Source organism: Agromyces sp. H66 (assembly GCF_004959775.1).
Taxonomy (GTDB): domain Bacteria; phylum Actinomycetota; class Actinomycetes; order Actinomycetales; family Microbacteriaceae; genus Agromyces.
This window is the reverse complement of the sequence record NZ_SJZG01000004.1, coordinates 268,598-292,773: the sequence shown is the minus strand read 5'-3', so window position 1 is coordinate 292,773 and position 24,176 is coordinate 268,598. Positions and strand designations below refer to the sequence as shown.

General features: G+C 71.5%; 29 protein-coding genes and 1 other RNA gene. 12 read left to right on the top strand and 18 right to left on the bottom strand.

Translation table 11 applies throughout. The annotated features are described in order from the left end of the window. The first annotated feature begins 10 nt into the window (after positions 1-10). Positions 11-382 carry a hypothetical protein gene (locus EZM51_RS09480; protein WP_136708005.1) on the top strand — a complete coding sequence of 124 codons (372 nt, stop codon included), beginning with the start codon at positions 11-13 and terminating at the stop codon, positions 380-382. An 81-nt stretch (positions 383-463) separates the two neighbouring features. Here the strand turns inward: EZM51_RS09480 and ssrA are convergent. Beyond that, positions 464-833, bottom strand: a transfer-messenger RNA (tmRNA) gene (gene ssrA, locus EZM51_RS09475). Positions 834-1,170: 337 nt separating this feature from the next. Between ssrA and EZM51_RS09470 the strand changes: the two genes are divergently transcribed. Together EZM51_RS09470 and EZM51_RS09465 are read left to right on the top strand one after the other, a co-directional pair. Then, positions 1,171-2,460, top strand: a complete 1,290-nt coding sequence (locus EZM51_RS09470) for a glycosyltransferase (protein ID WP_136708004.1) — start codon at positions 1,171-1,173, stop codon at positions 2,458-2,460. Between the two features lie 99 nt (positions 2,461-2,559). After that, positions 2,560-3,225, top strand: coding sequence for an SIMPL domain-containing protein (locus EZM51_RS09465; RefSeq protein ID WP_136708003.1), 666 nt, complete (start codon positions 2,560-2,562; stop codon positions 3,223-3,225). 7 nt (positions 3,226-3,232) lie between these two features. Here EZM51_RS09465 and EZM51_RS09460 read toward each other — a convergent pair whose 3' ends face one another. After that, positions 3,233-3,967, bottom strand: a complete 735-nt coding sequence (locus EZM51_RS09460; protein ID WP_136708002.1) for a tyrosine-protein phosphatase — start codon at positions 3,965-3,967, stop codon at positions 3,233-3,235. 118 nt (positions 3,968-4,085) lie between these two features. Here EZM51_RS09460 and EZM51_RS09455 point away from each other — a divergent pair, with 118 nt between their 5' ends. Beyond that, a complete protein-coding gene (locus EZM51_RS09455) occupies positions 4,086-4,541 on the top strand; it encodes a hypothetical protein (protein WP_136708001.1) in 456 nt (151 codons plus the stop codon). 13 nt (positions 4,542-4,554) lie between these two features. Beyond that, positions 4,555-4,842 (top strand): transcriptional regulator, encoded by a 288-nt coding sequence (locus EZM51_RS09450; RefSeq protein WP_136708093.1) that lies wholly within the window; start codon positions 4,555-4,557, stop codon positions 4,840-4,842. Positions 4,843-4,859: 17 nt separating this feature from the next. Here the strand turns inward: EZM51_RS09450 and smpB are convergent, their stop codons facing one another. From smpB to ftsE, 3 genes are all read right to left on the bottom strand, one after another. Continuing rightward, positions 4,860-5,336 (bottom strand): SsrA-binding protein SmpB, encoded by a 477-nt coding sequence (gene smpB / locus EZM51_RS09445; protein WP_136708000.1) that lies wholly within the window; start codon positions 5,334-5,336, stop codon positions 4,860-4,862. A gap of 118 nt (positions 5,337-5,454) precedes the next feature. Next, positions 5,455-6,366, bottom strand: coding sequence for a permease-like cell division protein FtsX (gene ftsX / locus EZM51_RS09440; protein WP_136707999.1), 912 nt, complete (start codon positions 6,364-6,366; stop codon positions 5,455-5,457). Continuing rightward, a complete protein-coding gene (gene ftsE / locus EZM51_RS09435; RefSeq protein ID WP_136707998.1) occupies positions 6,363-7,676 on the bottom strand; it encodes a cell division ATP-binding protein FtsE in 1,314 nt (437 codons plus the stop codon). Before ftsE ends, ftsX begins: the two co-directional genes overlap by 4 nt. A 151-nt stretch (positions 7,677-7,827) precedes the next feature. Between ftsE and EZM51_RS09430 the strand changes: the two genes are divergently transcribed. Further along, positions 7,828-8,577, top strand: a complete 750-nt coding sequence (locus EZM51_RS09430) for a gamma-glutamyl-gamma-aminobutyrate hydrolase family protein (protein WP_136707997.1) — start codon at positions 7,828-7,830, stop codon at positions 8,575-8,577. 79 nt (positions 8,578-8,656) lie between these two features. Beyond that, the gene (locus tag EZM51_RS09425; protein WP_136707996.1) at positions 8,657-9,085 is read left to right on the top strand and encodes a cupin domain-containing protein; all 429 of its coding nucleotides are present in this window, start codon (positions 8,657-8,659) and stop codon (positions 9,083-9,085) included. Positions 9,086-9,146: 61 nt separating this feature from the next. On the opposite strand, the gene prfB is transcribed toward EZM51_RS09425, so the two are convergent. Further along, positions 9,147-10,256, bottom strand: coding sequence for a peptide chain release factor 2 (gene prfB / locus EZM51_RS09420; RefSeq protein ID WP_136707995.1), 1,110 nt, complete (start codon positions 10,254-10,256; stop codon positions 9,147-9,149). Positions 10,257-10,326: 70 nt separating this feature from the next. Here prfB and EZM51_RS09415 point away from each other — a divergent pair, with 70 nt between their 5' ends. Further along, positions 10,327-11,598, top strand: a complete 1,272-nt coding sequence (locus EZM51_RS09415) for an MFS transporter (protein ID WP_136707994.1) — start codon at positions 10,327-10,329, stop codon at positions 11,596-11,598. A 29-nt stretch (positions 11,599-11,627) separates the two neighbouring features. Here EZM51_RS09415 and EZM51_RS09410 read toward each other — a convergent pair whose 3' ends face one another. Continuing rightward, positions 11,628-12,587 carry a hypothetical protein gene (locus EZM51_RS09410; protein WP_136707993.1) on the bottom strand — a complete coding sequence of 320 codons (960 nt, stop codon included), beginning with the start codon at positions 12,585-12,587 and terminating at the stop codon, positions 11,628-11,630. Between the two features lie 145 nt (positions 12,588-12,732). Between EZM51_RS09410 and EZM51_RS09405 the strand changes: the two genes are divergently transcribed. Then, on the top strand, positions 12,733-14,469 hold the full coding sequence (locus EZM51_RS09405) for a hypothetical protein (RefSeq protein ID WP_136707992.1): 1,737 nt from the start codon (positions 12,733-12,735) through the stop codon (positions 14,467-14,469). Positions 14,470-14,581: 112 nt separating this feature from the next. On the opposite strand, the gene EZM51_RS09400 is transcribed toward EZM51_RS09405, so the two are convergent. Together EZM51_RS09400 and EZM51_RS09395 are read right to left on the bottom strand one after the other, a co-directional pair. Then, positions 14,582-15,727 carry a hypothetical protein gene (locus EZM51_RS09400; RefSeq protein WP_136707991.1) on the bottom strand — a complete coding sequence of 382 codons (1,146 nt, stop codon included), beginning with the start codon at positions 15,725-15,727 and terminating at the stop codon, positions 14,582-14,584. 166 nt (positions 15,728-15,893) lie between these two features. After that, positions 15,894-16,166, bottom strand: a complete 273-nt coding sequence (locus EZM51_RS09395; protein ID WP_136707990.1) for a hypothetical protein — start codon at positions 16,164-16,166, stop codon at positions 15,894-15,896. Positions 16,167-16,349: 183 nt separating this feature from the next. On the opposite strand from EZM51_RS09395, the gene EZM51_RS09390 reads away from it, so the two are divergent. Next, positions 16,350-17,003, top strand: a complete 654-nt coding sequence (locus EZM51_RS09390; protein ID WP_136707989.1) for a hypothetical protein — start codon at positions 16,350-16,352, stop codon at positions 17,001-17,003. Positions 17,004-17,052: 49 nt separating this feature from the next. Here EZM51_RS09390 and EZM51_RS09385 read toward each other — a convergent pair whose 3' ends face one another. From EZM51_RS09385 to EZM51_RS09350, 9 genes are all read right to left on the bottom strand, one after another. Next, positions 17,053-17,502, bottom strand: a complete 450-nt coding sequence (locus EZM51_RS09385; protein WP_136707988.1) for a pilus assembly protein TadG-related protein — start codon at positions 17,500-17,502, stop codon at positions 17,053-17,055. Continuing rightward, on the bottom strand, positions 17,499-17,945 hold the full coding sequence (locus tag EZM51_RS09380) for a hypothetical protein (protein WP_136707987.1): 447 nt from the start codon (positions 17,943-17,945) through the stop codon (positions 17,499-17,501). Before EZM51_RS09380 ends, EZM51_RS09385 begins: the two co-directional genes overlap by 4 nt. Continuing rightward, positions 17,920-18,309 carry a TadE/TadG family type IV pilus assembly protein gene (locus tag EZM51_RS20530; protein WP_248305572.1) on the bottom strand — a complete coding sequence of 130 codons (390 nt, stop codon included), beginning with the start codon at positions 18,307-18,309 and terminating at the stop codon, positions 17,920-17,922. The genes EZM51_RS09380 and EZM51_RS20530 overlap by 26 nt, the downstream gene beginning before the upstream one ends. Before the next feature lie 11 nt (positions 18,310-18,320). Continuing rightward, positions 18,321-18,488, bottom strand: coding sequence for a hypothetical protein (locus EZM51_RS20525; RefSeq protein ID WP_169053852.1), 168 nt, complete (start codon positions 18,486-18,488; stop codon positions 18,321-18,323). A 57-nt stretch (positions 18,489-18,545) separates the two neighbouring features. Next, positions 18,546-19,493 (bottom strand): type II secretion system F family protein, encoded by a 948-nt coding sequence (locus EZM51_RS09370; protein WP_136707985.1) that lies wholly within the window; start codon positions 19,491-19,493, stop codon positions 18,546-18,548. After that, positions 19,481-20,344, bottom strand: coding sequence for a type II secretion system F family protein (locus EZM51_RS09365; protein ID WP_136707984.1), 864 nt, complete (start codon positions 20,342-20,344; stop codon positions 19,481-19,483). The genes EZM51_RS09370 and EZM51_RS09365 overlap by 13 nt, the downstream gene beginning before the upstream one ends. Then, entirely contained in the window at positions 20,341-21,573 is a 1,233-nt protein-coding gene (locus EZM51_RS09360) for an ATPase, T2SS/T4P/T4SS family (RefSeq protein WP_211195871.1), read from the bottom strand. Before EZM51_RS09360 ends, EZM51_RS09365 begins: the two co-directional genes overlap by 4 nt. A 101-nt stretch (positions 21,574-21,674) precedes the next feature. Beyond that, positions 21,675-22,193 carry a putative immunity protein gene (locus EZM51_RS09355; RefSeq protein WP_136707982.1) on the bottom strand — a complete coding sequence of 173 codons (519 nt, stop codon included), beginning with the start codon at positions 22,191-22,193 and terminating at the stop codon, positions 21,675-21,677. Between the two features lie 51 nt (positions 22,194-22,244). Then, positions 22,245-22,940 carry a WYL domain-containing protein gene (locus EZM51_RS09350; protein WP_136707981.1) on the bottom strand — a complete coding sequence of 232 codons (696 nt, stop codon included), beginning with the start codon at positions 22,938-22,940 and terminating at the stop codon, positions 22,245-22,247. 49 nt (positions 22,941-22,989) lie between these two features. Here EZM51_RS09350 and EZM51_RS09345 point away from each other — a divergent pair, with 49 nt between their 5' ends. Both EZM51_RS09345 and EZM51_RS09340 read left to right on the top strand, forming a co-directional pair. Continuing rightward, positions 22,990-23,712, top strand: coding sequence for an alpha/beta hydrolase (locus tag EZM51_RS09345; RefSeq protein WP_136707980.1), 723 nt, complete (start codon positions 22,990-22,992; stop codon positions 23,710-23,712). A gap of 9 nt (positions 23,713-23,721) precedes the next feature. Next, positions 23,722-24,147, top strand: coding sequence for a DUF1801 domain-containing protein (locus tag EZM51_RS09340; protein ID WP_136707979.1), 426 nt, complete (start codon positions 23,722-23,724; stop codon positions 24,145-24,147). The last annotated feature ends 29 nt before the right edge of the window (positions 24,148-24,176 follow it).

Below are 24,176 nucleotides of genomic sequence, written 5' to 3'. Positions count from 1 at the left end.
CGGAGGAACCATGTTGAAGAAAGCACTCCTCGCGGCCGGCCTCGCCGCCGCGTTCGTGCTCGTACCCACGGCCGCCCAGGCGCTCGACTGCTACAACCCCAATAAGCCGCCAGCCGACTGCGGTGCCGTCTGCACCGACGGGCCGGTCGTGCAGGGCAACTGGGTCTGGCTGCCCAGTGTCTTCCCGGGCGCTCCCGAGGAGTGGGTGTTCGTACCCCCGGGAACCGTCGAGCTCACACCGGGCGCGAAGGGCAACTTCCAGAACGGCGAGGGCTACGCGCTCCTCGTGAACGCGATCTGCGACTCGCACGGGTCGGTGCTGGAGAAGCGGCAGAACCAGAACGGCATCCAGCTGCTCGAGGGATGCAGCGCCGAGCACTGACGCCGACGCCTCAGGCAGCACGAAGGCCGCCCCGATTCCGGGGCGGCCTTCGTGCTGGACCGCAACGTGCGACAACGACCATGGTGGAGATGGGGGGAATTGAACCCCCGTCCATCGCTGTGATTCCACGCCTTCTCCGGGCGCAGCCTGTGCAAGCGTTCTGCTCGGCCCCGACCTTTGCCACAGGCACCCAAGTCGACAGGCCCAGCCTGAAGAAAGTCCCGCGCGTCGCTCAGGCGACGACGCGCAGCAAGTTCCCTAGATGACGCCAGCGACCGGGGCGGGAACAGACCCGGGCTGACGGACTATCGGGCTCGCTTAGGCAGCGAGGGCGAAGTCAGACTGCTTCTTTTCGGCAGTTATTGTTTTGCAGGGAGCGTTCACGAGATAACCCTGCATCCTCGGCCCGCTTCTCGTGGGTTCGCAGACGATGTCGAAACCGATCATCCCCGTGTGTCGCCTACCGGTTCGAGACCGGTTCGGCGGGCCGTTGTCGCACGCTGTGGAGTTTCCAATCCACCTCTCCCGAAGGGGTGGCGGCCTTACAGGATACAACAGGGCGCAGGGTGCTGTCATTCCCCCGGCAGGGCACCGGCGAAGTGCCCGCGAACGGATGCCGCGTGCATCGTTCACCCGACCGTAACCCACGATCGACGTCCGGCCCGTAACGTCCCCGCATGGGAACTTCCGGCCTCGGCCCGCTCACGATCGTCGACCCGCGCGTCCTCGGCGTCCCCGGTCCTGTGGATCCTCGGAGGATTCGGCCGCCGCGCTCGATACGATCAGCCATGCGCACGGGGCCCCGCAACCGACTCGTCATCGTGAACCGCGCCGACCCGGTGATCTGCGGGCATTCGGTGGAGGGCCGCAACCTCGCCGAGGCGGCCATCGAGCACGGCTTCGACGAGGTTCGCATCGTGACCTGGCCCGTCGAGCGGCTGGAGGCCACCGGCCTGCCCCTGAAGCCGCTCGACGGCGTGCTCCCCTACCGCGAGGGCATCATCGTCGAGCGTCCCGAGCCCGTCGGCGACTACAAGGTTCCCGACGGCCGCTACCTGGCCGGCATCACGGGGCGGCTCGTCGAGCTCTTCACCGACGGCGTGCCGACCGTGTGCCTCTCGCTCTACCTCAGTCCGCACACGGTGGCGGTCGCCGACGCCGTGCGCGCCGCCTGGAGCACGGGACTGCCGGTGAACGTCACCACGATCGCCGAGGCGGTCGGATCGGATGTCACGAACGTCGTCCGCTCGTGCGTCGGCGAGGGGCGATTCGGCGCCGCGGCGCACGTGCTGTCGAGCTACCTCGCGCAGGACCACTGCGTGGCGGTCTCGGCATACACCCGTGACCTCATCATCGCCGCCGCGGACGAGGTCGACGCGTGCCACGGCACCCGGTTCGCCGACCAGTGCCGCGCGCGCATCGGCGTGTCCTACCCCGCGATCGACACGTCGCAGTACGTCGACCTCGACCCGTCGCACGTCGACGGCGTGCTCGCCGCCCGCGGACTCGAACGCGACGGCTACGTGCTGTTCCTGTCCAGGCTCGCCGCGGCGAAGGGCGTCGACGACCTCATCGCCGCCTTCGAGCGGACCCCGGCCGGCGAACGCCTGCGCCTCGTGATCGCCGGTCGCGGACCCGAGTCCGACGCACTGCGCCGGCTCGCCGCGGCATCCCCGCGCGCCGACCGCATCATGTTCCTCGACGACGTCGACGACGCCGAGAAGCCCGCCCTGATGGCCGGATGCGCCGCCTACGTGCTGCCCAGCAAGCCGCGTCCTGAATTCGTCGAGACGTTCGGCATCGCCCTCGCCGAGCAGCTGCTCTCCGGCGGCGGCCCGGTCATCACGACCGAGACCGGCGGTATCCGCGAGGCCGTGGGCGATCACGCCATGATCGTGCCGGTGGACGATCCCGATGCCATCGCCGCCGCCATCGACGAGGCGCTCGCGCTCGCACCGGGCGAACGCGCGGCCCGTGCCGAGCGCGCCCGCGCCCACGCGATGCAGTTCGAGCGCAACGCGGTCTTCGAGCGGCTCTTCGCCGACGCCGGGGCGCTCCCCGCCCCCACACGCTCCTGACGCCCGGGCCGCGCGGCCCGTAAGCTGAGGACGACCGCGTACGACGCGAGCCCGGGGCGCGGCGACGAGGAGGTCATCCGCACGCAGAGGAGACAACGCATGCCGACCACGATCGCCGTCACCGGCCGCGCCGAGGAGCGCATCGCTCCCGAACTCGGTGCCGTCAGCCTCTCGATCGGCGCGCAGGGCGCCGTTCGCGAGCACGTGCACGGTCGCACCACCGCCGCCCATGATCGCGTGCTGGCCCAGGTGCGCGAGCTCGAGGCATCCGGTGCCCTCGACACCTGGTCGGCGGGACAGCTCCGAGTGTGGTCGTACCGTCCCTGGAACAGCGAGGGCAAGCAGCTGCCGCTCGTGCACCAGGCGAGCGCCGAGGTCGAGGTGGTCTTCAGCGATCTGGCACGGCTCGGCGAATGGGTCGGCGAGGCGGCCGGGGCCGCCGAGATCACGATCGGCGGCATCGAGTGGCGGTTGACGGATGCCACGCGCCGACGTGTGCAGGAGGACGCGCAGCGGGCGGCCGTCGCCGACGCCCTCGCGAAGGCGCGCGTGTACGCATCGGCGCTCGGTCTCGGCGAGCCGACGCCGGTCGAACTCGCCGACCACGGCATGCTGAGTGCGCAGCCGATGCCCGGCGCGCCGAAGGCGATGATGATGCGCACGGCCGCCGAGTTCGGCGGAGGGCCGCAGGGCGCCGAGTTCGCGCCCGCACAGCTCGTGATCGAGGCATCCGTCGACGCGCGGTTCACGGCGGCGGGCGCCTGAGCACGCCTCAGTCGGCGATGAGCAGCTCTTCGAGGGCGGAGAGCTCGTGCAGCGCGAGGCCGGCAGCGAGCAGGTATTCGCGAGTCGAGCCGTGCGAGCGCTCGACCGTGTCGAGCATGCCCTCGATCGCCTCGGGCGGGCTGCCGCCCATGAGCACGCGGAGTTCGGGGGTGTCGGGGATGCCGTACCGGCCGATCATGGCGACCATCTGCTCGAGCCACTCGCCGGCGAGGTTCGCCTCGGTGCGCGCGTAGTCCTCGACGACGGCGTCGCGGTGCACGCCGACCGCGCTGAGCGCGAGGGCGACGACGACCCCGGTGCGGTCCTTGCCGGCGGTGCAGTGCACCACGACCGACTGCTCGCGGGCCGTGGCGATCTCACGGAGCGCGCCCACGACGACCGCGGTGTGCTGCGTGACGATGCGGTGGTAGAGCGCGTCGAGCGAGATGCCGCGTGCGCCCTGCGAGGCGCCAGATCCCTCGAAGACCGGGAGTCTCAGCACCTCGACGTCGAGCCCGTCGAGGTCGTCGGGCATGACCGCCGCCTCGTTCTCGTCGCGGAGGTCGATCACCCGGCCGACGCGGAGCCGGCGGAGGTGGGCGCGACCCTCGTCGCCCAGCCGGTGCAGTCCGTCGGAGCGGAACAGCACGCCCTCGCGCACCCGGCCGCCGAGCGCCGGCAGCCCGCCGACGTCGCGGAAGTTGTACGTGCCGGGGATCGGGATGCGCGTCGAGGTCTCCATCGCGATGAGCCTACTCGCGCACCTTCGGGAATCCTCCGAGCGTTCGCTCATGGCGGCGAAGGGCAAGATTCCCGCACAGCCGCTTTCCGTGATGGAAAGTACTTGCTAGAGTGTCGCGATGGACGACCACGACGACTCCCCGATCGACCGCGACGCCGCCGAGGCGCGGTTGCACGAAGCCCGGGCCGCCGGCCGCCGGGTCTCCGTCGAGGGCTCGGCCTCGGCGTCCGCATGGCTCACCGGCCTCGCCGCGGCATCCGCCGTCTACCTCGCCGCGCTCGGCTGGTTCGCGCGCACCGACGAGGCCGCGATCCTCGGCGTCTCGCTCGCCTTCGCGGCCGTGCTGGGCGTGCTCGCCGTCGTGCACCTGCGGCGCATCCGCGCATCGAGCCTCGGCTTCTCGCGCCGATTCGGCATCGCCATGGGTGCATGGGGCGCGTGCTTCGCCGCGTCGCTCGGCGCCGGGCTCCTGATCTTCCCGGGATCCGTGGCGTTCTTCGCGGTCGCCGCCGCGGTCACGGCGGTGCCGCCGCTCTGGGGCTCGGTGCGCGAACTGGTGGTCGTCCGTGGCTGATCGCCCGGATGCCATGCACCCGCGGCACCGGCTCGACCCGCTGCTGCAGCGCCCGGTGCCGTTCTCGATCGCCGCGCTGCTCGCCGCGGCCGACGAGGCGGAGTTCGCGTTCGTCCGCGATGCCGTGGAGCTGAGCGACTCGGCCCTCAGCAAGCAGGCCTCGGCCCTCGAGGCGGCCGGCTACGTCACGGTGCGCAAGGGCTATCTCGGCAAGGTGCCCCGAACGTGGCTGTCGATGACCCCGCGGGGCCGCGCCGCCTTCGCGGCACATCTCGAGGTGCTCCGCGAGATCGCCGGCTGAACCGTGGCGACCCGCGGCTACTCCCCCAGGTGCTTGCGCGTCGCGATCGCCCGGGCGGCCTCGCGCTTGTCCTGCCGCTCGCGCAGCGCCTGACGCTTGTCGTACTCGCGCTTGCCCTTCGCGACCGCGAGCTCGACCTTGGCCCGGCCGTCGCTGAAGTAGATCTGCAGGGGGACGAGCGTGTAGCCGCCCTCCTTCGTCTTGTGGCTGATCTTCACGATCTCCTGCTTGTGCAGCAGGAGCTTGCGCTTGCGCCTCGGCGCGTGGTTGTTCCACGTGCCCTCGGTGTACTCGGGGATGTGCACCGCGTCGAGCCACATCTCGCCGCCGTCGATGAACGCGTAGCCGTCGACGAGCGACGCACGGCCCTCGCGGAGCGACTTCACCTCGGTTCCGGTGAGCACGATGCCCGCCTCGTAGGTGTCCTCGATCGTGTAGTCGTGGCGCGCCTTGCGGTTGGTCGCGACGACCTTCTGACCGCGTTCCCTGGGCACGTGTCGCTCCTCGGTCTCGATGACGGATGCCGCCGGGACATCCGGAAGCAGCCGTTCAGTCTACCCTTCGACGGGCCGAGGGACCGCCGCCCTTCGACTGGCTCAGGGACCGACCGGATCAGACCTTGAGGTACCGCGTGATCGCGATGCCCGCCGAGACGGCCGCGAGCAGCACGCCCACCGCGATGAGCAGCGGCACCACGATGAACGCATCGGTGAGGTCGACGAAGGTGAACGACAGGTTCGCCGCGAGGTAGCCCTGCACGAAGAAGTGCACGATCGCGACCACCGCCCCTGCCGCGAGCACCGAGCCGATGAGGCCGGCGAACACGCCCTCGAGCACGAAGGGCGTCTGGATGAATCGGTTGGATGCCCCGACGAGTCGCATGATGCCGAGCTCGCGCCGTCGCGAGAACGCCGAGAGCCGGATCGTGGTCGCGATGAGCAGGGCCGCCGCGACGAGCATGATCGCCGCGACCGCGATGGCGGTGTAGCTCGCCGCGTTGAGCACGTCGAAGATCTGGTCGAGGTACCGCCGTTGGTCGACCACCTGTTCGACGCCCGCGAGCCCGGCGAGGCTCTCGGCGAGCACGGCCGCCTGCCCCGGGTCGACGAGGTTGACCCAGAACGTCTCGTTGAGCACCTCGGGCGTCACGTAGTCGGCCGCCGGCGTGCCCTCGAACTGCTCCTGGAAGTTCTCGTAGGCCTGTTGGTGGTCCTCGAAGTAGAACTCGTCGATGAACGGCGCGAGCGTGTCGGACGAGAGCTGCGACTCGACGGCGGCCTTCTGCTCCTCGGTCGCCTCGCCGTCGGTGCATCCCGGCGCCGTCGACACCGCCGTGCAGAGGTACACCGCGACCTGGGCCCGGTCGTACCAGTAGTTCTTCATCTGCGCGATCTGCAGCTGCAGCAGCGCGGCCGTGCCGACGAACGTCAGCGAGATGAACGTCACGAGCACGACCGAGACGACCATGGACGCGTTGCGGCGCAGGCCGTTCGCGGCCTCGGAGAGCACGAGCCCGAACCTCATCTCGTCGGCCCCACTTCCTGGTCGTCGTCACCCGCGCGCGGCCCACCGGGGGCGCGCAGTCCCAGCCGCTCGGCGAGCGTCAGGTGCTCGGATGCCGCGGCCCCCTGCCGCTCGGCGCCGGTCGCGCCGTCCGATCCGTCGGTCGGCGCCGCGCCCTCGAGCGAGACGACCCCCGTGGCGGCCGCGGTGATCGCCGCCGCGGCATCCGTCACCTCGTCGCGTTCCTCGGGCTCGACGTAGAGCGGCTGCTTCTCCTGCATGACCTTCTTGCCGACCTTCGGCGCCGCCCGCGTGATGGGCGCGGGCACATCCGCCGTGCTCGCCGCGCGCTCGGTGCCCGTGGTGTCGGGTGCCGCCTCGTCGCTCTTCGCGGACGTGGCGGCCTTCCCGGTCCGGCCGGCCTTCGCGGTCCGGTCGGCCTTCGCGGCCTTCTCGGCCTTCGCGGCGTCCGTCGTCTTCGTCGACCTGGCCGACTTCGACGTCGCCTTGCGGCCGGATGTCGCGGCTGCGACCCGCGCGGACTCCTCGCCCAGCGCCGCCGCGACCGCGTCGGCGTCGGCCACGGTCGCCGCATCCGCGGCCTGTGCCGCGGCGACGCGCCGCACGGCGTCGGCGTGCTCATCCTCGACGGCACCGTAGCCGGCGGCGCGCTCGTCGCGCACGATCTCGCCGGCCGACAGCTCGATGACGCGGCGCTGCATCTGGTCGACGATGCCCGCCTCGTGCGTCGCCATGACGACCGTCGTGCCGCCCGCGTTGATGCGCTCGAGGAGCGTCATGATGCCGGCGCTGGTGACCGGGTCGAGATTGCCCGTCGGCTCGTCGGCGAGCAGGATCTGCGGCTTGTTCACGATCGCGCGGGCGATGGCCACGCGCTGCTGCTCGCCGCCCGAGAGCTCGTGCGGCATCCGCTTGCCCTTGCCGTCGAGTCCGACGAGCTTCAGCGTCTCGGGCACGGCCGACTGGATGAAGCCGCGCGACTTGCCGATGACCCGGAGGGTGAACGCGACGTTCTCGAAGACGTTCTTGTTCGGCAGCAGCCGGAAGTCCTGGAACACGACCCCGAGGTCGCGCCGGAAGTAGGGCACCTTGCGGCTGGAGATCGTGCCGAGGTCCTGCCCGAGCACGTGGATCTTGCCGCTCGTGGGCTTCTCCTCCTTGAGGATCAGCCGCAGGAAGCTCGACTTGCCGGAGCCGGATGCGCCGACGAGGAAGACGAACTCGCCACGGAGGATCTCCACCCCGATGTCGTTCAGGGCGGGCCTCGACTGGCCGGCGTAGGTCTTGGTGACGGAGTCGAATCGGATCATGTCGGATCGAGCCTAAGCAGCACGGCCGGAATCGGCACCTGCGACTCGCTGAACTCACAACTTGGGAACTTCGGCACGCCGCGTACGCCCCGCCGTCCGCATCCGCGGGTAGGTTGGAAACTGAGACGAACTCGACTCGGTGGGAGACGTGATGACCGTTCCGACGATCGGCCTCGTCGCCGACCGCAAGTCGGCGAGTTCGGGCGCCTGGGTGGACATCCCCACCGACGGGATCCCGCACGCCTACGTCTCGGCGATCGAGGAGGCCGGCGGCGCGCCGCTGCTGTTCCCGAGCCTCGAGGTGCACCTGGGCGACCCGGGGCGGCTCCTCGATGCCGTCGACGGCCTGTTCCTCCCCGGTGGTCGCGACCTCGACGCGACCCTCTACGGAAGCGAGGCGCATCCGTCGAACGACGCATCGCTGCGGGTGCGCGACGAACTCGAGATCGAGCTCACGCGGCTCGCGCGCGAACGCGGCATGCCCGTGCTCGGCGCCTGTCGCGGGATGCAGGTGATCAACGTGGCGCTCGGCGGCACGCTCGAGCAGCACCTGGGCGACCGGCTCGACCTCACGCCGCACCGTGCCGAGTACGGCACCCACACGTCGCACCCAGTGTCGATCACGCCGGGCACGCTGCTCAGCAGTATCACGCACGAGCTCGAGTTCGACATCTCCTCGCATCACCACCAGGGCGTGGACCGACTGGGCGAGGGGCTCGTGGCCTCCGCCACCGCGCCCGATGGCGTGGTGGAAGCCATCGAGGCGACCGATGGGGCATTCTGCCTCGGCGTGCAATGGCACCCCGAGGAGCGGCTCGACCCCGAGGGCATCGCGCTCATCCGCGCGTTCGTCGCCGCGGCGCGCTCGCGGGCGCTGGCGAAGTTCGCCATGCGGTCCTGAGTGCGCCGCCGTTCCGGCATCCGCCTCGCCGCATCCACAGGCGTCGAGCGTCACGTGCCGCGCCGGTTACAGTGTCGTCGTGACTGACTACCAAGTTCTGGAAATGGGCGGACTCGACGAGTGGCGGCAGCACTTCGGTGGCTTCCGTCCCACCTCGACGCGCGACGGTCGACGCGTCGTCGATCACGACCTCACGATGCAGTACATCGGCATGACCGCGAACGCGTTCGAGCCGGGCGAGGAGGCGGGGTACTGGCACACGCACGACCGCATCGAGGAGTTGTACGTGTTCCTTGCGGGCCGCGGCCAGATGGGTCTCGACGACGAGGTCGTCGACGTCGGCCCCGGCACCGTCGTTCGAGTGGGCCAGGGCGTGTGGCGCACCTGGCGGGCGCTGCCCGACAGCCCCGAGCAGCTGCGTTGGCTGTGCATCCGGGCAGGCGGCCACGAGCTGCCGCACCTTCCCGACGACGCCTCGCGCGCCGAAGGGCGTCCGTCGCCCTGGTGAGCGACAGCGGGCGGATGCCGCGAGGCCGACGCTCATCGGCCCCGAGGCATCCGCTCCGGCGTCAGTCGTCCTGCTTGCGCTTGCGCCACTTGATGCCGGCGGCGATGAACCCGTCGAGGTCGCCGTCGAACACGGCCGACGGGTTGTTCACCTCGTAGTCGGTGCGCAGGTCCTTCACCATCTGGTACGGCGCGAGCACGTAGGAGCGCATCTGGTCGCCCCAGCTCGCGGTGATGTTGCCCGCGAGCTCCTTCTTCTGGGCGGCCTCCTGCTCCTTCTGCAGCAGCAGCAGTCGCGACTGCAGCACGCGCATGGCGGCGGCGCGGTTCTGGATCTGCGACTTCTCGTTCTGCATCGACACGACGATGCCGGTCGGCAGGTGGGTGATGCGCACCGCCGAGTCGGTCGTGTTGACCGACTGGCCGCCAGGGCCCGAGGAGCGGAAGACGTCGACGCGGATGTCGTTGTCGGGGATGTCGACCTCCTGCGCCTCCTCCATGAGCGGGATGACCTCCACGGCGGCGAAGCTCGTCTGGCGCTTGCCGGCCGCACCGAACGGGCTCATCCGCACGAGGCGGTGGGTGCCCGCCTCGACCGACAGCGTGCCGAACGCGTAGGGGGCGTCGATCTCGAACGTCGCCGACTTGATGCCGGCTTCCTCGGCGTAGCTCGTGTCCATCACGGTGGCGCCGTAGCCGTGCTGCTCGGCCCAGCGCAGGTACATGCGCATGAGCATCTCGGCGAAGTCCGCGGCATCCACCCCGCCCGCGCCGGCGCGGATGGTGATGACGGCCGGCCGGTCGTCCCACTCGCCGTCGAGCAGGGTCTGCACCTCGAGGTCGCCGATCGTCTGCTGCAGGGCGGCGAGCTCGGTGCGGGCCTCGGCGGCGGTCTCCTCGTCGTCGGCCTCCTGGGCCATCTCGACGAGCACCTCGAGGTCGTCGAGCCGCGAGTCGATGCTCTTCACCCGGGCGAGTTCGGACTGCCGGTGGCTGAGCGCGCTCGTCACCTTCTGGGCGCGTTCGGTGTCGTCCCAGAGGTCGGGCGCGCCGGCCTCCTCGGAGAGTCGCGCGATCTCGGCTTCGAGGGCGTCGACGTCGACGACGGCACGGATGTCGCGGAAGGTGGAGCGCAGCGCGGCGATCTCCTGCGTGAGGTCAAGATCCAACATGGCCTTCCCAGCCTAGTGGCCCGCGCTGGGCGCGACCTGCGCGGTCGCGCCCCGGTGTAGCGTCGAGGTGATGACCGATCCGACGCCCTCGTTCTCGTGGCGCTCGATCATCCTCCCGGCCTACCTGCCGACGTTCATCTTCTCGTTCGGCGAGGGCGCGCTCATCCCGGTCATCCCGGTCGTCGCGACCGAGCGCGGCGCCTCGCTCGCGATCGCCGGCCTCATCGCGTCGATGCTCATGGTCGGCGAACTCGTGGGCGACCTCCCGGCGGGCTGGCTCGTCGCCCGCATCGGCGAGCGCAACGCCATGATCGGCGCGGCGATGCTCGCGGTCACCGGAGCCCTCATCGCCGTCGTCTCTCCGACGGCGCTCGCGCTCGGCATCGGCGTGTTCCTGCTCGGACTCGCGACCTCCGTCTTCGGGCTCGCGCGCCACGCGTTCCTCACCAGCTACGTGCCGGCGCGGGTCCGGGCGCGCGCCCTGTCGACGCTCGGCGGCGTGTTCCGGGGCGGGTGGGCCGTCGGCCCGTTCGCCGCGGCCGCGATCATCGCGTGGTCGGGTTCGCCGGAGCTCGTGGTCTGGGTGCTCGTCGCCGCGTGCTTCGCCGTGGTCGTGGTGCTCCTGCTCCTGCCCGACCCCGAGCGCACGTTCGGGGCGGCGCGCGTGGTGCGTTCCACCTCCGCCGGCCCGCTCACCGAGGGCGAGGCCGAGGCGGATGCCGCGTCGCATGGCGTGTTCCGGGCGATCGTGGCGCATCGGGCGGTGCTCGCGCGGGTCGGCACCGGCATCGGATTCCTCGGCGCGGTGCGGGCGAGCCGCACGGTGATCCTGCCGCTCTGGGCGGTGTCGATCGGCATGCCGGCCGACGCGGCATCCCTCGTCATCGGCATCGCGGCCGCCATCGACTTCGGGCTGTTCTACGTGAGCGGCCAGGTGATGGATCGGTTCGGCCGACTCTGGGGCGCGATCCCCGGTCTCGTGGGGCTCGCCGCCGGGCACCTCGTGCTGGCGTTCACGCACGACCTGACCGAGCGCGACCTGTGGTTCGCGATCGTCGCCGTGTTCTTCGGCATCGCCAACGGGCTCACGAGCGGCGTGTTGCTGACCCTCGGCGCCGACCTCGCACCGAAGGGCAACCCCGCGCCGTTCCTCAGCGCGTTCCGCACCATCGGCCACGCGGGCCACGCGGTGGCGCCGCTGCTCATCTCGGCGATCACCTCGATCGCGTCGATCATGGCGGCGAGCGCGACGATCGGCGTGCTGGGCTTGGCCGGCGCGGCGATCCTCTGGCGGTACGTGCCGCGATACCTGCCCCGCCGGCCGCGCGGCTCGCACGACTGAGCCGCGGCGGTTCCGTCGACTGGCGCGGTTCAGTCGAGCGCGGCGAGCGCGGCCTCGGCCGCCTCGACGTCGTCGCGCGCCCGGTCGACGGCGACCGCGGCCTTGGCGCACACCCGCTCGGCCTCGCGCTCGTCGCGTTCGGCCTCGGCGATCTCGGAGCGGAGCTCCTTCAACCGCGCCTCGAGATCGTGGCGCTCGTCGCGCAGCTCGTCGGCGTTCCACTCGGCGGCCTGCAGCTGGTCCTCCGCCTCGGCGAGCGCGCGCTGTGCCGCCTCGGCGCGCTCCGTGGCGTCGCGCAGGTCGGCCTCGGCCTGCTCACGCGCCGCGCGATCCCGCTCGGCCTTCGCGTCGCGCTCGGCCTGTTCGCGCTCGGCACGGCGCTCGTCGTCGGTTGCCGTCCCCCCTCCGCCTCGCTTCGTCGGTCGCTCGGGGCGCGCGGCGCGAGCAGATCGTCGTGTGGTCTGCGGAGCAGCGGATGCCTCGCCGGCGACGGCTCCGTCGAGCTCCACGGGCTCGAATCCCACGGCCTGCAGGCTCCGCACGAGTCGGCCCGTGGCGAGCGCCGAGGCCGCCGCCTCGTCGACGGTGGCAGCGATGAGCGTCTGCTCGACCTCGTCGAGCACGGCGCGCGAGGGCGACCGGTCCGCGGCATCCGCGAGCTCGATCGCCTGTCGCAGGAGCGCCGACAGGAGCCTGCGCCGCTCGGCGCCGATACTCGTGAGGGCCTTGCCGTCGCCCGACGCCTGCGCGTCGCGCAGCTCCTCGCCGAGGTCGTGCAGCTCGTCGAGCTCGTCGGGGTGCCTCCGCACGAGCTGGTTCACGATCCACGCGGCGGGCGAGGGCTTCCTCAGCGCGCCGATGAGGTCGCCGAGCTCCCGGTCCCCCGCGGCCTTGGCGTCCTTCGCGCGTGTGTTGCGCGCCGCCGTGAACTCCTCGGGCACGAGGGCGTAGAGCTCGTCGGCTGCGGCGGTGAGCACGTCGGTCGCCATGCGCTCCATCATGGCGGGCGGGCGGGTCGGTCTCCAGTGACGCCGCGCCGCGGCATCCGATCACCCGTTCTGGGGGCATGCGCACTCCGTGAGTGGCGACCTAGGCCCATGTCGGCACCGCACGGCGACTTCCTACCGTCGAAGGATGCACCCACGAAACCCATCCCGACGCCGCGACCGTCGTGCGCTCCGCGCCGCGCTCGCCGGCCTCGCCGCCGCGGCCATCGCGGCCGGTGCCGCGCTCCTTCCATCCGCCGCCTACGCCGCGGAGTCGCGCACGCTCGAGGCCTGGATGCTGCCGAAGGGCGAGATCGCACTCGCCGATGGGGAGGTCACCGCCCACGCGAACACCGACCTCTCCCAGGTCTTCCCGACCGCCACCCCCGACGCGATGGGCGGGTTCCACGCGAGCGGCAGCGCGGCGACGATCGGCGCCGACTTCGCGTATCGCATCGTCGAGCGCGGCGTGCCGACCGCGTACTGGATCAAGGGTTCGGTGGAGTGGGGCGGCGGCGCGAGCGGCGTCTGCGACATCTATCGCTCGGAGGGCGGATCCCTCGTGCAGGTCGACGCTGAGAACGACTCGCCCTACGCGTGCGACCACGAGACCGAGTCACGCGACAACCGCGCCATCGTCAAGTTCACGGTCACCTCGCTCGTGTGGGCCACGGTGCGCGGCACGGTCACCCCGACCGGCGCCGTCTCGCTCGACAAGGCCTGGTACGAATCGCTGAACCAGAAGGCCGAGCTCAACGGCACCACCATCACCGACGACACCACCGACGCCCTCGCGTCGGGCCAGACCTCGAGCTGGGTGGTGCAGCGCCGCAACGCCGAGGGCGGCGACGGCGCACGGATGGACTTCGGGTACCGCATCGTCGAGAACGGCAGGACGACGCCGTTCTACGTCGTCGGCTTCGCCGAGAACAGGCGATCCAGCGAGTTCGAGCACACGTCGGAGTGCCACATCTATCTCGGCGACCCGCTCACGGGCGGTGTGAAGCAGGGCTACTCGCCCTACGAGTGCACGATGCACGGCTCGGATGTCGACGGCCGAGGCGACTGGAAGGTCGACTTCACGGTCAGCGTGATCCCGTACACGCCGGTCACGCAGAAGCACCTGGCGCAGCAGATCATCGAGCAGTCGTGCGTGAGTGCGTCGTCGCAATGCTCCTACGTACCCTTCGGCATCGTCGACGTGCTCAAGGATCCGGTCGTGGTGGGAACCCCGATCACGAACAACGGCTACGTCGATCAGTCGTCCAGTCACGACGTGTCCCACACGCGAGAGATCACCAACATCTGGGAGCTCAAGTGGGAGATGTCGTACACGTGGGCGAAGGCCTTCAAGCTGTCCATGGAGTTCGGCTATGAACGCAAGCAGATGGAAGCCGACGAGTGGTCCGACAAGATCGAGATGAACGTCGAGGGTCGCTCCGTCGGCTGGTACGAGCTCTCCCCGGCCTATCAGCGCGTCACGGGCGACTACATGGTGCGCCACAACGGCGTGAACTACCGGATCCTCGACTCGACCTTCGACATTCCGAAGCTGTTCGAGCAGCAGTCCACGATTCCGGGTGCGCTCGAGTTCAAGTGCAAGTGGCTCGATGAGGAGGAGAAGCGGCCGGGCTGCGAGCCCGCCGGTGGTGTTGGCGGCGAGGACCCCGACACCGAGGAACCCGCCCCGACGGCGCCGCCGACCGCGACGCCGACGACTCCGGCCGATACCGCGACGGCGACCACGTCGACGGATGCCTCGAAGCTGGCCAAGACCGGCGCCGACCTCACGGTGCCGCTCGTGATCGGCCTCGGCACGCTCCTCGCGGGCGTGACCGCAGTACTGGCGGTGCGACTGCGCCGCCGTGCAACCGGCGACGACTGACGCCGGCGAGAAATGGGGGGCGGTCCCGGTGGCTTCGGCCATCGGGACCGCTCGTGCGTGCGGCGGGCGGCACGGGGCATCCGCTCCCCCGCAGCATCCCCCGCTGCATCCGCTACCGCAGCACCTCGCCGGTCTCCGGGTCGATCACGACGCTCGCGTCCTCGTAGGTTGAATCGAGCATCACCATCACCTCGACCGGCCGTGCGCCCGCCTGGTCGGCGATGAGGGCGCGGTCGACGACCACGATCACCGAGTCGGGGTCGTCGATGCCCGCATGCGCTGCGGCCGTGGCGATGTGCTCGGGGATGCGCGAGAAATCGACCTCGTCGGCGTCGAAGAGGGCCGCTGCCGGGTCGTCGGGCTGGATGAGCTCGGGGCCCTGCCGCTCGGTGCGGTCGTACCGGAACTGGTAGGTGTCGATCGTGAGCGCGCCCGGCGCCGACGGCGCCGCCGCGATCGCGTAGCCGTCGTAGAAGCCGATGCGCACGAACTGCGTGCCGCCGGTCTCGGCAGCGAGCGCGTCGACGATCTCCTGGTGGCGGTTGCCGAGCACGACGCCCGCGGCATCCGGATTCCCCGATGCCCACGCCTGCGCGGTGCGCGCGATCGAGTCGTAGGCGGGCACGAGCACGAGGGCGGCCGCCGCGACGAACGCCCCGGCGAACAGCAGTCGGCGCCACGGGCGTGCGGGCCGCTTCACCCTCGGCGCGCCCGAGAGGGTCTGCGGCTCCGAGGCCCAGGCCGTCGCCTGCGACGCGAGCGGCACCGTGCGTTCGTCGCCGGTGCGCAGCCGCTCGGCGTCGCGCAGCCCTGCCCAGTCCTCGGGCGGCGACAGCTCGAGCAGCACGTTGGCCTTCTCGGCGTCGGGGCGGCGCACGACGATGACCGAGCCGGGCTGGAGTTGCGGGAGTTCGACGATGTCGACGATCTGGCGATGCGCCGTCGTGTACGGCGGGCGGTGGCGCGGCGCGACGGTGAGCTGGATCTCGCACTGGGGCTGGTCGTTGACGGTGAACCCGGTGCGCCGGATGCTCTCCACGCGCGCCAGCGCGAGCTCACCGGTCTGCCGTTCGGGGTCGGATGCCGCGGCGCGCATGCCACGCGCGAAGGTGCCCACCGCGGCGAACACGCCGACGATCGACGCGATCGCGAACGCGATGCTCCACGTGATCGTGTAGAGCGGGTCGCCGGTGGCGATCGCGCCGACGAGACCGCCCGCGGCGATGCCGAACCCGATGGCGGAGATGAGGGCGAGCATGCTGGTTCCTTCCGGGGCGGGGTGGTACCAGAAGGATGCCGCCCCGACGCCACCGGCCGGATGGGTACTCCTTGCTCAATCCGGCAGAGGCGGTGCTCAGGTCGGGGTGCGACCTTCGCGGCCCCCGCGCGGAGGCCGCGGAGAGCCCGCGCGGAGCCCGCGCGGCTCAGCGCCCGACGTAGACGATGGCGAGGATGATCGCCTGCGACACGAAGACGAACCCGCCGATGATGAGGGCGGCGAGCGACACCCAGGCCGGGCCCGTGCTCGGGTCGCGCTTCAGTTGCCGCCGACCGAGGACGCCGAGCACGATCGCCCCGCCCGAGACGGCGAGCGCGCCGGTGGCCGGGAGGAACAGCGAACCCACCGCGAGGATGAGCCCGATGATGGCGGCGAGCGAGGTGCTGCGCCATCCGGAAGTCGTGCGGCCGTCGGTCATGCTCCCAGTCAACCGCATCGTGGCCGCGCCACGCGCCGCCGCCGCCGCGGCAGACGCCGCCACCGCGTTCGGCTGAGGTCGTCAGCGTGTCGCCCCGCACGGCTGCACCGGAAGCGCTCGCCGGTCGAGTAGCCTCGGCATGAGGGCCGTGGCCCCGAGGCGAAGAGAGCGGAGTCACTGCGGATGGAACGACCTGACCCCGAGCGGCCCGCTTCGAGCGAGACCGACGCGCTGGTGAACCGGATCGTCGCGGATGAGCTCGAGACCCTCAGGCAGGCGTTCGGCGACGGCGCCGAGTTCGCGGTCGCCGGAGCCGACACGGGCCGCGACCGGGAGCGGGTGCTGCATCGCCTCGAGTGCTCGGTGCTGGAGCCCCACCTCGATCGCCACTCCCGATGGGACGACCGTCATCGCGCCCGGCTCGGCGGCGACCCCGGCTACCGTCTCCCCCTGCCGCTGCTCCTCACCCGGGAGTCCGCGCAGCACCTCGACGGGGTGCGCAGCTGCAAGGTCTGCTGGCCGAACGTGCACGGCACCGACCCCAGGCCGCTGCGGCAGTTGCAGGCGAAGGGGCTGAAGCCGCACCACGTGGGGCACATGCTCTCGGCGGAGGACGGCAGTTCGCTCGGCACCATCATCCGTTCGGCGCTGCAGACCGAACCGACGTTCGACGGACGCCCGCGTGACGAGGTCGAGGTCGTCACGTCGTCGCGAACCCTGTACTACACCCCCACCGAGCCCGTCTACATCTGGGACCTGCCGACCGACGACGTGGCCATCGAACGGAAGATACGGTTGTTCCAGCTCCTCGGTTCGGGGCTGTCGCAGGTCAACTGATCGTCGAGGGCGGTGCGGCCACTCACCGCGCTCGCAGGCCGCACCAGCGTCAGTGGAACACCGACCGCGCCGTCACGGTCACCTCGATGGGCACCGCGACCGGCACGAGCGCGGTGTCGATGGGCGCCCGCCACACGGAGCGGAGGGTGACGGTGGCACTGCGTCCGTCGTCGGATGCCGCGCGCACGAGTTCGACGTCGTCGAGGCCCGATGCCGCGTCGCCGAGATACTCGGCGGCGGCGGCCCGCACGTCGCCGTCGTCGAGCTCGATGGTGAGCCGGTCGCCGTCGATGCGCACGGCGTCGAGCCGCCATGCCTCCGCCCCGGCCAGTGCGGCGCCGTCGGCGAGCGTGAGCAGCCGCTTGCGTTCGAGGTACAGGGTCGTCGCCGAGGCGACCACCAGCACGATCGCGAGACCGAGCGCGCAGTAGAAGATCGTCAGCAGCAGCGTCGACCCGTCATCGGCTCGGCCGGCCGGCCGGCGTAGCGCGGCGATCATGGCCGCTCCCCCGCGAACCGCGACACGGTCTGCGTGGCGGTCGCCTCGACCGGCACGCTGCCGATCGTCGAGAGTGAGAGCACGTCGGGCACGAGCGGCAGCTCCACGCGAGCGACCACCGAGACGGTCACCCTGGCTCCGGGCTCGTGGCAGTCGGCGCGGTCGCAGTCGACGGTGACGGATGCCTCGGCCGCGTCGATCCCGTAGTCGGCGAGCGTGACGCGCACCGCACGATCGACCGCGGCATCCGATGCATCCCGATCGGCCGCGAGCACGGCGACGCGCGCCGCCTGCCGCGCAGCGCCCTCGACGCCGAGCGCGCCCGCCTGCACCGCGGCGACGGCGAGCACCAGGTAGACGAGCGGGACGAGCAGGAGCACGCCGACCGTGAGGAACTCGAGCGACGCCGAGCCGTCGTCAGCCGACAGTCTCGATCGCCGCATGGCCCGAGACCTCCAATGCGCGCTCGGGGCCGAGGAGCCCGACGACGGGGAGGGTCGCTCGCACCGTCACCTCGACCGCGGGGATGCCGCCGATCGACGTCGCCGTTGCGGTGACGCCGTCGGCGTATTCCGCTGAGATGGCGGCGGCGATGAGGTCCTGCGTCCGAGCGACGCCGTCTGCTGCGGACGAGCCGGCGAGGGCCGCGTACCTCGCGCCCTCGGCCGCCGCGTCGAGGAGCGTGTTGCGCACGTGGAGCGCCAGCGCGAGCTGCACCACCGCGAGCGCGAGCACGGTCAGGAGGACGCCGACCAGCGTGAACTCGGCGACGGCGGACCCCCGCTCGTCACGGGCGAGGGCGCGCAGAACCCGAGTGCTCAGAACCCGAGTACCCGGCTGATCGCCTGATCGAAGACGCCGCTCAGCGCGGGGCCGGCGAGCCCCCAGATCACGATCACGAGCCCGGCCGTCATGAGCGTGATGAGCACCCATCCGGGCACGTCGCCGCGTTCCTCGCGCAGGCGTGCGATCAGCTGCTCTCGCATGGTGATTCCTTTCGTCGCTGCACCCACCGGTGCGTCGCTGATACGGGATGCGGGCCATCAGAAGCCCGCCTGGAGCACGAGGTAGCCCGGGAACAGCGCGAAGGCCACCGTCACGGGCAGGATCAGGAAGATGAGGGGCACGAGCATCGCGATCTCCTTGCGGCCGGCGAGCTCGATGATGGTGCGTTTCGCCTCCTCGCGTGCATCGCCTGCCTGGGCGCGCAGCACCGTCGCGAGCGGAGCGCCACGATCCAGGGCGCCCAGCACCTGGTCGAGGGCGCGGGCGAGCGCCGGGTGCTCGAGTTCGTCGCGGAGGTCGGCGAGGGCGGCGCCGAGCGACGCTCCGGCGCCGACCGAGGTGACGACCCGTGCGAACTCGCCGGGCAACTCGCCGGAACCGGCCGACGCGATTCGCCGGATGGCGTCGAGCATGCCCTCACCGGCCGTGAGGCTCAGCGTCAGGAACTCCAGCACGGTGGGCAGCTCCGATGAGATGCGAGCGAGCCGGCGGCGTGCACGACGTTGCAGCATCCAGTCGCGCACGACCGCGCCGAGCGCCGCGAACACGAACGGGAAGGCGACCCGCAGGATCGCGGGCATCGCGCTGAAGGTCGGTGCGGCGATCACGAGCGCCGAAGCGACCGCGAACGCCGCGGCCGCCCACGCGAGTTGCTCGCCGCGGAATCGCTCGACCGACGCCGACGAACCGGCCTGGCGCAGGCGCTTGGCGATCGTGTCACCGCCGCCCAGCCACGCCGAGACGAACGATCGGAGCCGACGAGCCGCGGGCAGCACCACGAGACCGAGCACTGGAGTGGGGTCGGCGACTCGTCGGGCGAGGATCGCGCGCGCCTCGGGCGAGAGATCGGCGACGTACGGCGCGACGCGCTCCATGAGCCGGGGGCGTCCGATGCGCGGCACGGCGGAGGTGACGAGCCAGAGCCCGAGCCCGAGGGTCGCGCCGAGGAGGATCCCGAGCGGCGCCACCGCGCTCAACGGAACCATCGGCGCTCCTCGGGGAGGCGGCCGAGCGCGGTCATCGCACGGTAGGCGACGAGCGTGACCGCGACGCCCACCACGATGAGTGTGCTGCCCGCCGCCGAGTCGTACGCCTCGAGCGTCTCGGGGCGCGAGGCGAGCACGAGCAGCAGGAGCCAGGGGGCGGCGACGCCGAGCCGAGCCGCGTTCCGGATCCACGACTGGCGGGCGACGACCTCGGCCCGGAGGGCGGCATCCTCTCGCAGGTATCCGGCGAGCCCCCGCAGCACCGCGGTGACGTCGCTGCCGCCGACCTCCCGCGCCATGCGCAGCGTCTCGAGGATGCGATCGGCCGTCGGGTCGGCGAGGGCGGCCTTCAACCGATCGATGCAGACCGAGAAGTTGCCGTTCCGGCGGTAGTCGGCGTCGAACTCGGCGAATGCGGCCCGGGTCGGCGCCGGACCGAGCTCGCCGAGGGCGGCCACGCTGTCGGGCAGCGACATGCCCGCCCGCACCGACGCGACCAGGTGATCGACGACGTCGGGCCAGACGGTGCGGTTCGCGATGCGGCGCCGTTGGGCGCGAGCGTTGACGAGCGCCGGGACGAGTGCCGCGCCGAGCACCGTCGCGACGAGCGTGAGCACGGGAATCTGGAACACGGCCTGTGCGAGCGCACCGCCGAGCGTGGCGATCGCGCCGCAGACGATGACGACGACCGGCAACGGCACGGCGCCGAGTCCGGCGAGGGCGAGGGCATCGCGGATCGCGTCCCCCGCCCCGCCCTGCCGCGGCGGCCGCTCACCTCGCGCCGGCCACAGCAGCGGCGAGAGCACGAGGAGCACGCCGAGGCCGAAGACGGCGCCGAGCACGAGGCTCATGCGACGGCCCGCGCAAGCACGATCTCGGGGTCGAGCCCGGCGGCCGCGTACTTCTCGAGCCGTGCGGGTCGTGCGCCGGTCGGCTCGAGCGCTCCCGCCCGGCGGTGGAAGATCGCCTCGGCGTCGATCGCGGCATCCGTCGTCGTTCCCATGACCGCGGCGATCTCCATCACGCGGCGGGCGCCGTCGCGGTCGATGCCGAGGTGCACGACGACGTCGATGCAGCTCGCGACGGTCGGCACGACGAACGACGCATCGATGTTGCGGCCGGCGAGGAGCGGCAGCGTGCAGAGCTTCACGAGCGCGTCGCTCGCGGTGTTCGCGTGGATCGTGCACATGCCGGGCAGGCCGGAGTTCAACGCGATGAGCAGGTCGAGGCTCTCCGCCTCGCGCACCTCCCCCACGACGAGCCGGTCGGGACGCATGCGCAGCGCCTCCTTGATGAGACGGCGGAGCGTGATCTCGCCCGTGCCCTCCAGGCTCGGCTGGCGGCACTGCATCGAGACGACGTCGCGCACGTCGAGGTCGAGTTCGAAGGTCTCCTCGACCGTCACCACACGGTCGTCGAGGCGAGCCGACGACATCAGGGCGTTGAGCATGGTCGTCTTGCCGGTGTGCGTCGCACCCGAGACGAGGATGTTGGCGCCCGCGAGCACGCTCATGCGCAGGAACTCCGCCGCCTGCCGGGTGAGCGAGCCCAACTCGACGAGCTGGCCGAGGGTGCGGATGCTGCGATGGAACTTGCGGATGTTCACCGCCCAGTGCGCCCGCGTGACATCGGGAATGGCGACGTGCAACCGCGACCCGTCGGGCAGCGACGCGTCGACGAAGGGCGACGACAGGTCGACCCGGCGACCCGAGTGCTGGAGCATCCGTTCGACGAGTTCCCGCACCTCCCGATCGGAGAGCACGACCGTGGTGAGCTCGGCGACGCCGTTGCGCGCGATGAAGACCCGTGTCGGGGTATTGATCCAGATCTCCTCGACGGTCGGGTCGTCGAAGAACGGTTGCAACGGCCCGTACCCGGTGATGGATGCCACGACCTCGCGTGCGGTGCCCGACTCATCACCGAGCTGGGCGTGCGCGCCGGCGAGCGCGCGCTCGCTGTAGCGCCGCACCTCCTCGTCGGCGTAACGCGCGGCGAGCCCGCTGTCGCCGATGAGATCGACCCCGTCGCGGAGCACCCGCGTGCGCACCCGCTCGGCGATCGTGCGCACGGGGTCCGTCATGCGCACCATATTGGCGGCGAGTGGATGCCCCGGCGGCGACTTATCCACAACCCGGTGCCGCTACGGCGTCCGAGCCGCGAAACGGCCGGGCTGACGGCCGATCAGTCGCGGAACACGTGCCAGCAGATGTCGTCGCGCGCCCGCTGGTCCTCGAGCACGAACGCGCGCAGCGACTCCGGCAGCTGCGCGCGCTGCCAGTCGCGTTCCCGTCGGCGCGCTGCGTCCGCGTCATCCGGATCGGCGGCCGCTTCGGCGGCACGGATCGCGTAGGCGGCCGCGCCGAGGTCGTGCGCGGCGACGTGGGCAACGGCGACCGCCTGGCCGGCCGAGAGCGCGGCGAACCTCGCGGCATCCCCTCTCCCTCGCGCCGCCGCATTGGCGACGAACGCGGTGCGGTGGGCGACCTTCATCGGCACCTCGCCGCGGATCCACGCCCGCGCGACCTCGAGCGCCTGCCGGGGCCGCGGATCGTGCGGGTCCTCGCGCTCGAACAGCGGCAGCACGTGCTCGGCGCACTGCGCCGACCATTCGGCGATCAGCCGGTGGTCCTCGTCGGTCAGCGTGCCGCCCCGGCGGATCGTGATGAGTCGAGGATCGCGCACGTCCGGCAGAATCGGCATCCGTCCATTCAACCCGAGATCGGACCGGGCACGCGGCGGCGCCGCCGCCGATCAGAGGTCGGCGACGGCCTGGGCGCTCGCGGGCGGTACGCCGACCTCGGAGACGGGGATGTCGGCCGCGGGCTCCGCGGTGAGGTGCGCGGACTCGATGCGGTCGAGCCGGAACCACCGGATGCCCTCGCTGCGGTGGCAGTACGCGACGAACCACCACGCCCCGCGCGTGTTCGCGAGCAGGATCGGGTCGGCCGGCCTGGTGCTGAGTTCGCCGTTGCGGTCGCGATATCGCAGCGAGAGCACGCGTCGTTCGTGGAGCGCCTGCTCCACGGCGTGACGGACGCGGGAGGTGGACGGGGTGTCGACGTGGTCGATCCACAGTCGGGCGCCGAGGTCGGTCGCGCGCGCTCGTGCCGGGGCGTCCATCACGTCGAGGATCTTGACGAGCGCCGCGCGGGCGTGGCCGTCGAACGGTTGCCCCCGGTGGGCGGCCACGGCGGCGGCGAGGCCGGAGACCTCGGCGTCGGTGAAGTTCACGGGCGGCAGCGTGGCCGCGGGGTCGACCACGTAGCCACCGCCCGGTCCGGGGCGCGCCCAGACCGGGAACCCGCCGTGCTGCAGGGTCGAGATGTCCCGCTTGATCGTCCGCACGCTGACCTCGAAGGTCTCGGCGAGACGTTCCGCGGTGCGCCCGGCCGACCCGGCGCGCCGCAGCTCCTCACGGAGGGCGTACAGGCGGTCGGTGCGGTTCATGCACAAATGGTGACATACCGGTGACACGTCGCGCTACGACGATGGAGGCATGAGCACCTCACACGAGCCCCTTCTGCTGATCAGCGGCGCAGGCCTTCCCGAATGGATCTGGCACGACACGCGCCGCGCGCTGAGCGACGAGCACGACACACGGGTGGCAGCACGACCCGCGTCGGCGACGACCGCCCGACTGCGGGACTATGCCGAGGCAGCGCTCCGGTCGGCGCCGGCCGGACGGTTCGCGATCGTCGCGCACTCGTCGGGTGGCGTGATCGGCGCCGAGGTGGCACGACTGGCGCCCGACCGGGTCAGCGCGTTCCTCGCCGTCACCGCCGTCATCCCGAAGCCGGGCGGATCCTTCATCTCCGCGATGCCGCTGCCCAACCGATGGCTGCTCGGCGTCGCCATGCGGCTCGCCGGAACCCGGCCGCCCGACGCCGCGATCCGCCGCGGCATCGCCGACGGCCTCGACGAACCGACCACCGCACGCATCATCGCGGACTTCGCCCCTGAGTCGCCGGGCCTCTACCGGGACGCGACCGCACGGGCCGCCGCACGCACCGCCCTCGACGGGCCGCGAGGGTACGTCGTCACCTCGCGCGACCGCGAGCTGCCGCCTCAGCTCCAGCGGACGTTCGCCCGGCGCCTCGACGCCGCATGGACGGACGAACTCGGCACGGGCCATCTGCCCATGCTCGAGGACGCGACGGCGCTGGCGCGCTCGATCACGAGGTTCCTCGCCTCGATCGACACCCTCACAACCCGAGCGTAGATTGGAACCATGGCAGAGAAGGCATCGGGGAAGCCGCAACTGCTGTCAGGCGGCAACCCGCAAATTCCGAAAGGCGACGGCGACGCGCCGGTGCAGGCCTACCTCGACGCGATGCCGGGGTGGAAACGCGACGTGGGCCGCGCACTGGACGACCTCATCGTGCGAACCGTTCCCGACGTGCGCAAGGCGGTCCGCTGGAACTCGCCCTACTACGGCATCGAGGGCAATGGATGGTTCCTCAGCTTCCACTGCTTCGACCGGTACGTGAAGGTGACCTGGCTGAACGGCGAATCCCTCGATCCGCCCCCGCCGGGCGAATCGAAGCATGAGCGCGTGCGCTACCTCGACATCCACGAAGACGACGAGCTCGACGAGCAACGCTTCGTGGACTGGGTCCGCCAGGCGGCCGAGGCGCCCGGCGACGAGCTCTTCTGAGTGCGCGCGGCCGCGACATCCGACCGCAC